Source organism: Pseudomonas sp. GW821-FHT09D08 (genome assembly GCF_059416305.1).
This window is the reverse complement of sequence record NZ_JBWKOX010000010.1, coordinates 125813-139103: the sequence shown is the minus strand read 5'-3', so window position 1 is coordinate 139103 and position 13291 is coordinate 125813. Positions and strand designations below refer to the sequence as shown.

The following is a 13291-nucleotide window of genomic DNA, read 5'->3' as shown; positions in this document are numbered from 1 at the left end:
CGTGACCCGAGCCACTCGCAACCTGCGCAAAACCCTGGATTCCGTCGCGGAAAATAACGAAACAGCGGCATTCGACCTGATGCGTGCCGTTGAAAAGCTCGGCGATGAAGTGCTGCGCCAGCGCTTGCTCAACACCATTCACCGGCTCAACCAGGACGCTCACGAACTGCGTGAAGCGCGGGACTCGGTGGAGCAGGTGTCGGTCAGGCTCGCCTGAGCAAGATCGTTCAAGACAAGCTCCATCTTGCGCTGGCATGCTTATGGACTGTCTGTCGATGAGCCGTTTCCATGCCTGCTGCCTTACCTCATTACGCCTTCGCTCGCGGTGCAATCGCCGTCATTCCCCTGTCCCTGGCCTGTGCACCCTGGGGGCTGCTGGCCGGTTCCATGGCCATCGATGCGCAATTCACGCCACTGCAAGCCCAGGGCTTGTCCGCCATTGTGTTTGCCGGCGCTGCGCAGTTGGTCGCCATTGGCATGGTCAAGAGCGGTGCGAGCCTGATTTCCATCGTGTTGACCACCTTGCTGCTGACCTCCCAGCACCTGCTGTATGGCATGCACCTGCGCCCGATTCTTTCGCCGCTCAAGACCCGCTGGCGCATGAGCCTGGGCTTTCTGCTGACCGATGAGTTCTTTGCGCTGGTCAACCACTATGACCGTGAAACCTTCAATCGCTGGTACGCCCTGGGCGTTGGCCTGACGTTTTATATCGCCTGGAACCTGTTCACCCTGGCGGGTATCGTGCTTGGCAAAAGCATCCCTGGCCTTGATCAGTTGGGGCTGGAGTTTTCCATCGCCGCCACCTTTATCGCGCTGATCACCCCGGTGGTACGCGATGTGCCGACGGTGGTCTGCGTGGCGGTGTCGTTGTTGTTTTCGGTATGGCTGAGCTTCCTGCACTGGGAGTCGGCGGTGGTGGTGTCGGGTGTGCTCGGCATGAGCGCAGGGTTTTTCTGCAAACGCCTGGGGGTTGGGCAGCGATGATTTACCTGATGATTGTGGCCATGGGCCTGGTGGTTTTTTTCAACCGCTATTTGTTTATCGAGCCGCGCCTGCCGGTGCGCCTCAGCCGTGGGGCACGGGAGTTTCTCGGGTTTGCGGTGCCGGGCATGCTCACGGCGATCTGCGGGCCGATTATTTTCCTGGCTGATCACCAGCTCAACCTGAGCCCGGCCAATCCGTACTTGCTGGCCGGTATCTGCGCCGTGGCGCTGATGTTCTGGACGCGCAACGTATTGATGACCGTGCTGCTGAGCATGGCGTTGTTCTACCTGTTTTGCTGGTGGCTCTGAAGCGCAGGCGAAAAAAAGCCCGCGGGAGGGCGGGCAGAAGGACACTTCTAAAAATGAGCCAGGCCACTATAGGCGGCATATTCTCCCTCCACAGTGAAACAAAATTCATGGGGGCGTCAGTCAGCCTTGCGGCAATGGTACAGTCGCGTTTTTTTTACAACGAGGCAAGGGCATGCACAAGGTGGTAATGGGCGCATTGGTATTGACGGCACTGGCCGGTTGCGCGGGCTCGAAGATGAACGAGGCACGCCTGGGGGCTCCCTACAAGGCCATGGCATCGGACAAGGCCACGCTGGTGGTTGCCGAGTGCATCCAGTTCGGCTGGCAGGATGAAAGCGTGTTTGGCGTCGACGCCGGAGGCTTCAAAGAGCCGAACGGGGCCGGTGGTTTCACCGTCTATACCACCGGTGGCGATTACTTTGTCGACGTGCAAAGCGCCGGTGCCGGTTCGTCCGTCAAGTACTACGCCGTTGAAGATACGATGCCGGCCAAGCGTCGTTTGGCCGCACTTGCGACCTGTCTGTAATCCGTTGCCTTAGTCATTTCAGGAAACGCCCGGCGGGACAGCCGCCGGACATTCGCTTATGATTCAATCCGCCCGCCCGACATAATGGCTCTTTACCAGTACACGGACGTCGAGGCCTTACCGTCGGGCGGGCACCTTTAGTCTTTATCGCGGCATAAAACCCAAATGCCAGCGCCGGGGAATCTTCAGCGACACCAGCCCCAACACGCCCGCCAATACACCGCTGACCACCAGCGCCCTCAGCCCCATGTGCTGCTCCAGCAACGCGCCAATCACCGCGCCGACAAACATCCCCGCCCACGGAATCAGTTGCACCCGCCAGCCGTTGCGGCGCTCCCCCAGCATCCAGCGTCCCAGCCCGCGCCCAAAGCGTGACAGTGCGCCGGTCACGTAGGTCAGCCCCACCGGCAAGCCGTTGACCTCTTCCACGGCTGCGTTGAGCATGCCCATCGCAATGATCGCCGCCAGCAGCGCCGGCAAGGTGTCGGTGAAGGGCAGCAAGGCTGCGCCGCAGAGCAAGGTGGCGATACACAACAACAGGGGCAGCGCATGGCGCCGGCTGAGACGGCCGACCACTACGCCCAAGGCGTTACCGGCGACGAATGTGGCGACCAGCAACAGCAGGCGTGCGGTCAAGCCGAGATCCCCCACACTGATGGCCACTGCCAGGCGCGTGGTGTTGCCGCTCATGAATGAAACAAAGTCGCCGCTGGCCATGAAGCCGATGGCGTCAGTCATGCCCGCCAATACCGAAAGGCTGGCCACCAGCATCAGGCCGACACGGCCGCGCCAGCGCTTTTGATGGGCCAGTGCGGCATTGGCATAAGGCTTGTTGGGCGAAGGCAGCATAGGGCCGGGTTCCTCGGTGAGATTATCCGGCCACTACCCTAGGACGCTTTGATTGCGCGCGCAATGACCTCAGACACACTCCAGGCGCCAACCCTCAGGTTGCCAGAGCAAACGGTGGGTTGGCCCGAGCGCCTGGATGAACGCTTCATCATGGGATACAACCATCATTGCCCCGCTGAAGCCCTGCAGCGCCTGTTCAAAGGCGATCACCGATTCCAGGTCCAGGTGGTTGGTGGGCTCATCAAGCAACAGCAGTTGCGCGGGTGTTTCACCCCACAGGGCAATCGCCATCGCGGCTTTCAACCGCTCGCCGCCGCTGAGGTGCGCGGTCGGTTGGGTGACCCGCCGGGCATCCAGTTGCAGCAAGGCCAGGCGCGTACGCAGTTCGGCTTCGGGCAGCGGTGTGTCGAGCAGGTTGAGCTGTTCGACGAGGGAGCGTCGGTCATCCAGCAGCGCCTGGTGCTGGTCGATATACGCGCAGGGCACCGGCACCGTGCACTCACCGCTGGCGGGCTGCAATTGGCCGGCCAGTACCTTGAGCAGGGTGGATTTGCCGCAGCCGTTCGGTCCCTGCACGGCCACGCGCACCGGCCCTGTGAAGTTGAGTGTGAGGGCGGGATGCTCCAGCCAGGGCAACCGGACCTCCGTCAAGGCCACCACCTGACGGCCATTGGGCACGATCGACCCCGGCAAGGCCAACAGGGTCGGCGTTTCATCCACCACGCGCTCGTAGGCTTGGCGCACCTGCTCATCCAGCGCGTGTTTGTACGCGTGATGGGCACTGCGCACGGTGCCGACGACTTCGGTGGCGGCGCTTTTCCAGCGCGCCTTGGTAAACCGATCCACATTGGCCGTCTCGGCGTGCTTGCGGGAGCGCGCCGCCTGGCGTTGCAGGCTGTCATGATCTTTCTGCACGCGCCGGCGTTCGCGGTTGCGTTCAAGGCGTGCGTGCTCCAGCGCCGCGACGGCGGCGTGCTGTTCGGTGTCGCGCTGCAGGCGATAGGCATCATAGTTGCCGCCGTAGACGAGAGGGCCGAGTGGGGACAGTTCAATGATGCGCCCGAGGGTGTTGAGTATTTGCCGGTCGTGGCTCACCACCACCAGGCCGCCGCGCCATTCCTGCAACAGGTGCAGCAGCCACCTGCGGCCGGCGCTGTCGAGGTGGTTGGTGGGTTCATCGAGCACCAGCAGTTGCGGTGCGGCCAGCACGGCGCCGATCAGCCTGAGCCGCGCCAGTTGCCCTCCACTGAGTTGATCGGCCGGCGTATCCACACCCAGCTGCGCAAGGCCTGCCGTATCCAGTGCGGCGCGCAAGCGTTCGGCAAGGTCCCAGCGATTGTCGATCAACTCAAGGTCATCGACCTGCGCTGTCCCTGCCGCCATGCGTGCCAGTGCCGCCAGCACGGGCGTGGTGCCCGTCAGCTCAGCGACGGTGTCTTCCGCTGCAACCGCCATGTCCTGGGGGACATAGGCCACGCTGGCCGAGCGCTTGAGCGAGCCGGAGGAGGGGGGCAACACGCCGGCGATCAATTGGGCGAGGATACTTTTGCCCCGTCCATTGCGTCCCACAATCCCGATGGGCGTGTGGTCGATGGACAGGTTCAGGTCGTCCAGCAGGGTCTCGCCATTGGCGAACTGGAAGCACAGGTGTTGCAGGGAAACCAATACGGGCAGCCGGTTGACGTCAGTCATCAGCACCTCCAAAAAATGTCGGACAGGCCAACAAGCGCGCCAGGCGGCTCGTTGCAGGTACATTCTGGAAGGCTTAGTGATTCACGTCGGCGGTCGTCCCGGAAGTCAGAAGGGAGCCAGAGCCTAACCCGCCTTGGCATTGCCGGGCAAGTCGGCGGCCAGTTGTTCAAGGAACATCGCCAAGGCGACTTCCTCGGCCTTCAGGCCTTTGCGCACCCGCGGCTTGGGCAACCTGGACAATTCGCCCAGGCTGAAATGCTCGAGTACGGCCGGGTGGATATAACACTTGCGGCACACCGCAGGCGTATTGCCCAGTTGCCTGGCGACATCCTTGACCATCGCCACCACATGCCGCTTGGCGTCGGATTCCGGTTGCCATTCCAACTCCCGCAGCACCGCCAGCGCCATGGCGGTGCCGGCCCAGGTGCGGTAATCCTTGGCAGTGAAGTCGGCACCGGTAAGGTCGTGCAGGTAGGCGTTGACGTCATGGGAGCTGACGGTGTGCCGCTCGCCGTCTTCATCCAGGTACTGGAACAGGTTCTGCCCCGGTAACTCCAGGCAGCGCTTGACCACCGTGGCCAGGCGCCGGTCCTTGACGCTGAGCTGGTGCTCCACGCCACTCTTGCCGCGAAACTGGAACTGGATTTCGCTGCCTTTGACATCCACATGGCGGTTGCGCAGGGTGGTCAGCCCGTAGGATTTGTTGTCTCGCGCATATTGGGTATTGCCGACGCGGATCAGTGTGGCGTCCAGCAGCATCACCACCGTGGCCAGGACTTTTTCGCGCGTGAAGCCGGGTTCGGCGATTTGCGCTTCGAGCTGCTTGCGCAGTTTCGGCAGGGCGTTGCCGAACTCCTGCAGCCGCGCGTACTTGTCGCTGTCACGCACCTCACGCCAGCGCGGGTGATAGCGGTATTGCTTGCGTCCACGGGCATCGCGGCCGGTGGCTTGCAGGTGCCCGCGCGGGTCGGCGCAGATCCACACGTCGGTATACGCCGGAGGGACGGCGAGGGCGTTCAGGCGCTTGATCTCATCGGCATCCCGGATGCGCTCGCCCTTGGCGTCGAAGTACTGGAACTTGCCGCGCACTCGCTTGCGGCGGATGCCGGGCTGGGTGTCGTCAACGTAATGCAGGTCGCGGGGCAGGTCGGCGGGCAGCGCGGAGTCGGGCATGGTGCGGGTTCCTTGGCAACGGATCAGGCCGGTATTCCTGATTGACCGCAGCCGTGTGCGGTCGTGCCAAAAGGTTTCTTATGCCAGCACGGCCACCGCCTTGATCTGCGCCCACAGCGCCTGGCCGGGGTGCAATTGCAACTGGTCGCGGGAGAACCGCGTGATCCGCGCCAGCAACGGCGTGCCATCCGCGTCCAGGCGAACCAGCACATGGGCGCTGTTATCCGCCGCGATCTCCTGGGTAACCGTCACCGGCAGGCGGTTGAGGATGCTGCTGTGCTCTCCGGCTTGCAGGCTGAGGCTGACGTCGCGCGCCTGTACCTTGACCCGCAACGCCTTGCCCAACGCCAGCGGTGCATGGGCCACGCGCAGGTGCTGGGCGCTGTCGGGCAGTTGCAGCGTGAGCAGACGGTAGTGATCGTCATAGGCGCTGACGCTGCCGTTGATCACCACGCCCGCGTCGTCCCCCAACGCCAGGGGCAGGTCGAGACGCGCCAGGGTGTCGCCGATGGGACCACTGGCCAGGGCCTTGCCGTCGCTGAGCAACACGATGTGATCGGCCAGGCGCGCCACCTCGTCCTGGGCATGGCTGACGTACAGCACGGGGATGTCCAGCTCGTCGTGCAGGCGTTCCAGGTAGGGCAGGATTTCGCTTTTACGCTTGCTGTCGAGGGCGGCCAGGGGTTCATCCATCAACAGGAGTCTTGGGCTGGTGAGCAGGGCACGGGCGATACCGATGCGCTGGCGTTCGCCGCCGGACAAGTGTTGGGGGTGACGCTCCAGCAGATGGCCGATCCCCAGTAACTCCGTGGCTTGAGCCATGTCGACGCGGCGTTGCGAGCGCGGGATGCGTTTGAGACCGAACTCCAGGTTGGCCCGCACCGACAGATGGGGGAACAGGCTGGGCTCCTGGAACACGTAGCCAAGCGCACGCTTGTGCGGCGGCACGAACAGACCGTTGCGGCTGTCTTGCCAGACTTCATCGTTGATCTGGATAAACCCATCTTCGGCCCGCTCCAGCCCGGCAATGCAGCGCAGGCAGGTGGTCTTGCCGGAGCCGGAATGCCCGTACAGCGCAGTCACCCCTCGGCCGGGCACATGCAGGTCCACGTCCAGGGCAAAGCCTGTGTACTTCAAGTTCAGGCGCACATTGATCATCGGCATCAACTCCAACCCATCCTGGTTTTACGACTGGAGTAGAGCGCCAGCAACACGAGGAACGCGAACACCACCATGGCGCCGGCCAGCCAATGGGCCTGGGCATACTCCATGGCTTCGACATGATCGTAGATCTGCACCGAGACCACGCGGGTCTTGTCGGAGATATTGCCGCCGATCATCAGCACTACGCCGAATTCTCCGACGGTATGGGCAAAACCCAGGATGGACGCGGTGATAAACCCCGGGCGCGCCAGGGGCAGGATCACCGTGAAGAAGGTATCCCAGGGATTGGCGCGCAGGGTCGCGGCCACCTCCAATGGGCGCGTGCCGATGGCGGAAAAGGCGTTCTGCAACGGCTGCACCACGAACGGCATGGAATAGATCACCGAACCGATCACCAACCCGGCGAAGCTGAAGGTGAGGGTGCCCAGGCCCAGCCATTGGGTGAACTGGCCGAAGTAGCCGTGGGGGCCCATGGTCAACAGCAGGTAGAAACCGATGACGGTGGGTGGCAGCACCAATGGCAAGGCTACTACCGCGCCAATGGGGCCGCGCCACCATGAACGGGTGCGCGACAGCCACAGAGCAATCGGAGTGCCGATGATCAGCAGGATCACGGTGGTCAGTGACGCCAGTTTGAGGGTCAACCAGATTGCGGAAAAATCGGCACTCGACAGGGGCATTTACTTGCTCAGTTCATAACCGTAGGACTTGATGACGGCAGCGGCTTTCGGCCCTTTGAGGTACTCGACCAGTGCCTTGGCTGCAGCGCTGTCCTTGCCCTTGTTGAGGATTACCGCGTCCTGTTTGATAGGGTCGTGAAGGGCGGCCGGGACGATCCAGGCCGAGCCGCTGGTGACTTTGCCGTCTTTATAGATCTGCGACAAGGCCACAAAACCCAACTCGGCGTTGCCGGTGGAAACGAACTGAAAGGCCTGGGTGATGTTCTGGCCTTCGACGAGCTTGTCCTTGACCTGCTCGGTCAACCCTTCCTTGGCCAATACCTGGGTGGCGGCGAGGCCGTAAGGCGCGGCTTTCGGGTTGGCGATGGACAGATGCTTGAATTCATTCTTCTTCAACACCTCGCCCTTGGCGTCCACATAACCTTCCTTGGCCGACCACAGCGCCAGGGTGCCCACGGCGTAGGTGAAGCGCGAGCCTTTGACCGTGTCGCCTTCGCTTTCGAGCTTTTGCGGGGTGGTGTCGTCGGCACTCAGGAACACTTCGAACGGCGCGCCGTTCTTGATCTGGGTGTAGAACTGCCCGGTGGCGCCGTAGGCTGCGACCAGTTTGTGGCCGGTGTCTTTTTCGAAGTCGGCGGCAATCGCCTGGATCGGTGCGGTGAAGTTGGCCGCTACGGCCACCTGGACTTCATCGGCGTGGGCCGCTGCGGTCGCGAGCAACGCAACCAATGCCGCCAGGCACGTGGGTACAAAGCGAGGGGTATTGAAAGTCATGAACGGCTCCGTTTGAGAAGGTGCAGAACCTGGTGCCGATTATAGGGACGGGCGCTGCCAGGCGCTGTATGTATAGGTATATAGCGTAAAAATGGCAAGCAGAAATCCATCTGCGGAATCAATGTCTGCGCGCGGTCGAGATTTCCTCCCGTCGATACCCCCATGGCTGACAGCCAGGCGCTGGTCGCAACGCGATAGTGAGCGGCGTATTGATCTGAAACGGAAGCACATCATGGGCAAGGAATACGCTTACATCGACGTGGGCGCGACAAACACCGAGAGCAGCGAGGCTTACACGCAGGCATGGATAGAGCGTGTAGTGGCTCAATCCACGCTGGAACCCCAGGCCAAGGCACTGATCCGGGCAGACGCCCTGATCCCCGTCGAATTCTCGATATTCGATTCCGATGACAGCCAGCGACAGCCGATCATCGTCGAGCACGATTCGTTGCCGCTGTGGCACATCCTCAACGATCGGTTTCCCTGGCAGGCATATGCAGGCAAACAGCAAAACACCGACAGCGTACAAACCAAAGTCCTGATGCCGTATTTCTATGGCGAGGTGGCACGGGAGCTGAATTTCACGCGATTTTTTCTCGGTCGCATCCACGTCGGTGGGCAGATCCACGCGGGCTTTTGGGTGCAGCATGAGTTAGTGATGCCGTACCAGGCGGTACTCAAGACCGAGGTGGTGGTGCTATCGGTGTGGAACACCTACGCCGAAATGATGGCGGAAATCTGGTTCGACCTGCCTCCCACATCCCGGGGGGCCAACCAATGGCCCAAGGCGATCAGCCTGGAGTGGCCGGGCATGCGCATTGGTGCGCAATCAGGCAGCCGCTTCGAGTATTCAGCCGATACGAGCCAGAACCGGCTGTGGCTCAAACCCTTCGAAGAGCCGGTGGGGGTTGCGATCTTGAGTATCCTTCCGCGGTGGACACTCAAGGACGTGCAGCTGCCAGACATTCACATAGAGCCCAATCAATTGCTCAAGGTGACCCTCGGCAATCTTCCCGGCGGTGCACCGGCGCTGGAATACTCGATCACCGTAGCCCAGGAATATCGAGCGTCAGGACGCTGGCAATATTATCTTGCGGTCTATTTGAATCACCGTTGTCCCTGGGTGAACTGCGGGGTGATGGATGAAGAGGGCGTGATCCGCGCACAGAGTGACCAGCAGAATGTCTGGTTCGTGCGCAGCGACGCCTCCCAGGCGTCTTTTTCGATACAGATACTGCCTGGGGACCTGGCACAGTGGCTGGAGGGCGTGCCGACGTCGATACAGCCGGTTACGCCCCCCAAGGCCTGGCAAAAATGGGACAACCTGCTGAGCAGTGTGTGGAGCGCCGAACTCTCCAAGGACTATATCCAGAACCTTATCGAGCGCTGCCTGAACAAGTCCGGGCTGCCGCAACGGACGCAGGATCGGTTCAGGGACGAAAAACGGTTTCGCTATAAGTACCAGGTGGGCTACCCGGTCTATTCGGCGGGCATGACCGCCTATGCGCCACCGCGCTACAAGCACTTTTCTTTCCTCCAGGTGCTGACGGGCGAGCCGCAGCGCACGGCGTACTTCCAGGAAACCATCGCCAACATCCATGTCAGCGGGGAACCGCTGTCGAGCGTGGAAGTGCGCACCCTGGGCCGCTTGCGCGACATCCTGTATGAAACCTTTGTCGCCGATATCGACGAACTGGCGCGCAACACCGACTACAAACAACTGTTTGGCGAAACCTGCGAGGCCTTGGCCAAGGTCCGCGCGGCACAATTCCTGGTCGATGATGCTGAGCAGGATGTGTCCCTGCGTGAACTCGCCCATCGTTTTCTCAAAGGTGAAGTCAAGCCGCGCCTGCTGCTGTTCCGGGAAAAAGTGGTGCCCAATGCGTTGGTGCTCAAGCTCAGTTCACAGAAGGCGCTGCTCATCTCACTGAACATGGCAGAGCTCACTTGGGCGGTGTGGCAGCCCAGCGGCGTGGCGGGGCAACCCAGTGACGACTTGATGCGGTTTATCACGCACCACCTGCCATTTCCGGAAAAACTCAGCGTGGAGCGCTCGGATTTCTATCCGCAGAAAAAGCGCTACGGCTATCACTACCGCCGCGTGCCACCGCAGCCGGTGTCTTTCCGGGAGGTGACGAACATCAACGATGCGCTGTATGAGATCGGTATCAGCGAACTCAAGCACATGATGAATTACGCGGTATTTTCCTCCGATGAAGAGCGGCGCCTGGCGAAATGGGGCATGTTCAAGGTCGCTACCCGCGCGGTGTCCAGCCTGGTGATAGCGGCGGTCGGTCCCGCATCGGGCGTCGGGGCGTTGCTGTTGTCCGGCGGTGTCGGCCTGATCGCCAATGTCGCGGACGCAAGCTTCTCCTACCAACTGGCCCGCAGCATGGACCGACCCGAGGATTACGCCGCCTATGTGTATGAGTGCAAGTTGGGCGTCTTGCTGGGCGTGGTGGAGCTGGTCGCCGACGTTACCCTGGCCCGGGGGCAACTGCGCACGCTGTTGAAACGGTCGGCACAGACCGGGAAGTTGCTGTTGCCGGCCTTGAGATCCCGTGAGCGCACGGACACCCCTGTTTCCTTGGAGCAGGCGAGCGCCTCCACGTTGTTCCTGCCCACATCGGCGGACCTGCTGGGCATGCGCGGACGTCTGGAAAAACTGTATCGCGACGCCAATAAGCTGGCCGAATTGGCGGGCGACTTCGAGGCTTCGACTACGGGCGGCTTCGTTGAGTCCAAGCGCTGTGCGGACTACCTGTCAAGCCAGTCCTGGGACGTCCAGGCTATCGGCGTCTTGCTGTTCGCCGAACCGGACGACCCGCGTCCCCAGTGCCATTTTGCGCTGTCGGTTCGCAATGAAAGTGATGCGGCGGTGCTGGACACGGGGTTGGGGCGCCTGGACCCTTCGGCGCAGCAACTGGCCTATTTTGATTCCATCGCCGGCTGGGAGCAGCGCGTGCAGCAAGCACCGGCGTCGAGCGGCAAATTGGTGGTCTACAAGCTCTACGCCAATGTCATCGAGGCCAGTCATGAGCTCAACACGGTGTTCCGGCTGGGAGTGAGTTGGGGGCGTTTCTTCAATACCGGCAGCTATTCGGTCCTCGCGTGTCCGCAGCGCTTTATCACCGCCATCCAACGGCAACTGCCGAGGCTATGGGATGTACTTTCCCGGGAGCTGCCACGGGGCGCGTCGCAACTGACGACGGCGCTGCAAAACACGCCGCAGCCGTTCGATCATGCCGGCCTGTTGCTGCAGGTCAGTAACCTGCGAGGCTTGATCGATGAGTCCGAGGATATGTTGCGCCGTACCGTTGGAGTGCCGGTCGTTGGTAACCTCAGGGCGCAACTGCTGGGGGCTTTCCGGAGCTGGCGCCACGAGTCGCTGGAAGAGTATGTGGAGCTGATGGATAGCGTTATCGCAGAAGAGGCGGAGTTGGTGCGCGGAGCGTTGGCTCACCTGGACCAGTTGCAATCGGGCCTCGCCAGCCCGATTGCCACGGCGGAGAACGCCCTGGTCGATTGCGTCGACTGGATCGCACTGCGGGCCGGCCAGGAAGACGACGACTGGCGCAGTTTGCTGCGCAGCGAAATCGAACGCTATGTCACGGGGGATCGCGCCCGTGCGGACCTGTGTACAAGGGCGCAACTCGACTACCTGCACCAGACGCTGGCCGCCCATCGCGAAGTGCAGATACACCACGTCCTGGGGGCCAGCTACGAACGACTCTCCATGAGCACCGGCCAGGCGCTGTTTGCTATCGGGTTGAAGTTGATCAACGCCATGGCTACCCATCGGCAGTCCGATTGCTTCTTCGCCCTGATCATGACCTGCCAGCCCTACGAGAACAGTAACGAGCACTTCGCCCGGATCATCTACGGTATCCACGCCCTGCGGCAAAAGCGCTTCATGGTACTGACCCAGGCCCATGAAAACCGCCTGAGCGGGCTACGAGCTGCGGAACCTGTACCGCTCTAGTCCGGCGTGCGGCTAAGCGTCTTGAGGGCTTGCGCGGCCAGCAACGTGGTCAGTTCGCGCGTCGACAGTGCGTGCTTGAGCCCGACGGCCTGCCCGGCCCACTGAGAGCCAAAACCGGCTTCCTCCCTGGCCTTCAATGGCATCAGCGCGCCGCCTGCCAGGGGGAAGGCCGGCGCCGCCGGGTTCACCGGGCCCAGCTCACGCATCAGGCGATTCAAGAGGCCACGGGCAGGGCGCCCGGTGAACAGGTTGGTCAGCGCTGTGCCACTGGCCTGGGCCGTCAGCAAGGCCAGATGGTGGGCCCGGCTGAGCGTCGCCTCCGGGGTGAACAGGTACGCGGTGCCGATCTGCACCGCCGAGGCCCCGAGGACGAAGGCCGCGGCAATACCGCGTGCATCGCCGATTCCGCCGGCGGCGATTACCGGGACGCTCACTGCGTCCACCACTTGCGGGACCAAAGCCAGCGTGCCGATCTGGCTGCTCAGGTCCGACGTCAGGAACATTCCCCGATGCCCGCCGGCCTCATACCCCATGGCGATAATCGCGTCGCAACCGTGCCGTTCCAACCAGATCGCTTCCTCGACCGTGGTGGCCGAGGACAGCACCTTGGCCCCGGTCGCCTTGACACGTTCCAGCAGGCTTTTTTCCGGCAGGCCGAAATGAAAGCTCACGACCTCGGGGCGGTGTTGCTCCACCACTTCGCAACTGGCCGCGTTGAACGGGGCGCGATTGGAAACCGGAGTCGGCGCATCAAAATCGGCGCCCAGTTCGCGGTAGTAGGGTTCCAGCAAGGCCTTCCAGTGGCGATTGCGCTCCTCGTCCGGCTCCGGCGGCTGGTGGCAGAAGAAATTGACGTTGATAGGCCCGCTGCTGGCATGGCGCACGGTGGCCAGGGTTTCGTGCAGTTGCTCGATGCTCAGCATCGCCGCAGGGATCGAACCCAGCGCGCCGGCCTGGTTGGCGGCAATCACCATGGCGGCGCTGGTCGCACCGGCCATCGGTGCCTGGATGATGGGCACGTCGATGCCCAGCAGATCGAGAATGCGCATGTCTGGCCAGGTGCTCATGGGATGCTTCTCCAGCGTCAGTCGGGGTTTTCGCTGTTTTAGCAGGGTGCCTGGCACCCGGCCAGTCTGTTTTATTCACTGGACGAGGGACG

12 protein-coding genes are annotated in these 13291 nt (G+C 62.2%); 5 read left to right on the top strand and 7 right to left on the bottom strand.

All coding sequences use genetic code 11. The features are described from left to right. The first annotated feature begins 1 nt into the window (after position 1). The 4 genes from AC07OP_RS18730 to AC07OP_RS18715 all read left to right on the top strand — a co-directional run bounded on the left by AC07OP_RS18730 (position 2) and on the right by AC07OP_RS18715 (position 1818). Positions 2–217: a hypothetical protein gene (locus AC07OP_RS18730; RefSeq protein ID WP_025856028.1), complete on the top strand. Its 216-nt coding sequence runs from the start codon at positions 2–4 to the stop codon at positions 215–217. 71 nt (positions 218–288) lie between these two features. Then, entirely contained in the window at positions 289–984 is a 696-nt protein-coding gene (locus AC07OP_RS18725; protein ID WP_027606606.1) for an AzlC family ABC transporter permease, read from the top strand. After that, the gene (locus tag AC07OP_RS18720; RefSeq protein ID WP_495102121.1) at positions 981–1292 is read left to right on the top strand and encodes an AzlD domain-containing protein; all 312 of its coding nucleotides are present in this window, start codon (positions 981–983) and stop codon (positions 1290–1292) included. The genes AC07OP_RS18725 and AC07OP_RS18720 overlap by 4 nt, the downstream gene beginning before the upstream one ends. Positions 1293–1464: 172 nt before the next feature. After that, positions 1465–1818, top strand: coding sequence for a hypothetical protein (locus AC07OP_RS18715; RefSeq protein WP_027606604.1), 354 nt, complete (start codon positions 1465–1467; stop codon positions 1816–1818). 144 nt (positions 1819–1962) lie between these two features. On the opposite strand, the gene AC07OP_RS18710 is transcribed toward AC07OP_RS18715, so the two are convergent. The 6 genes from AC07OP_RS18710 to modA form a co-directional block, all read right to left on the bottom strand. Then, entirely contained in the window at positions 1963–2667 is a 705-nt protein-coding gene (locus tag AC07OP_RS18710; protein WP_495102120.1) for a YoaK family protein, read from the bottom strand. A gap of 69 nt (positions 2668–2736) precedes the next feature. Next, complete coding sequence (locus AC07OP_RS18705; RefSeq protein WP_495102119.1) at positions 2737–4359, bottom strand: ABC-F family ATP-binding cassette domain-containing protein; 1623 nt, start codon at positions 4357–4359, stop codon at positions 2737–2739. Positions 4360–4482: 123 nt separating this feature from the next. Next, positions 4483–5532, bottom strand: coding sequence for a DNA topoisomerase IB (locus tag AC07OP_RS18700; RefSeq protein WP_495102118.1), 1050 nt, complete (start codon positions 5530–5532; stop codon positions 4483–4485). A gap of 78 nt (positions 5533–5610) precedes the next feature. Continuing rightward, positions 5611–6690, bottom strand: coding sequence for a molybdenum ABC transporter ATP-binding protein (modC, locus tag AC07OP_RS18695; protein WP_495102150.1), 1080 nt, complete (start codon positions 6688–6690; stop codon positions 5611–5613). A 5-nt stretch (positions 6691–6695) separates the two neighbouring features. Continuing rightward, entirely contained in the window at positions 6696–7376 is a 681-nt protein-coding gene (gene modB / locus AC07OP_RS18690; protein WP_495102117.1) for a molybdate ABC transporter permease subunit, read from the bottom strand. After that, positions 7377–8150: a molybdate ABC transporter substrate-binding protein gene (gene modA, locus AC07OP_RS18685; RefSeq protein WP_495102116.1), complete on the bottom strand. Its 774-nt coding sequence runs from the start codon at positions 8148–8150 to the stop codon at positions 7377–7379. Between the two features lie 232 nt (positions 8151–8382). Between modA and AC07OP_RS18680 the strand changes: the two genes are divergently transcribed. Next, the gene (locus tag AC07OP_RS18680; protein ID WP_495102115.1) at positions 8383–12132 is read left to right on the top strand and encodes a hypothetical protein; all 3750 of its coding nucleotides are present in this window, start codon (positions 8383–8385) and stop codon (positions 12130–12132) included. On the opposite strand, the gene AC07OP_RS18675 is transcribed toward AC07OP_RS18680, so the two are convergent. Continuing rightward, positions 12129–13199 (bottom strand): NAD(P)H-dependent flavin oxidoreductase, encoded by a 1071-nt coding sequence (locus AC07OP_RS18675; RefSeq protein ID WP_495102114.1) that lies wholly within the window; start codon positions 13197–13199, stop codon positions 12129–12131. The two genes, AC07OP_RS18680 and AC07OP_RS18675, sit on opposite strands and share 4 nt — an antisense overlap. Positions 13200–13291 lie beyond the last annotated feature (92 nt).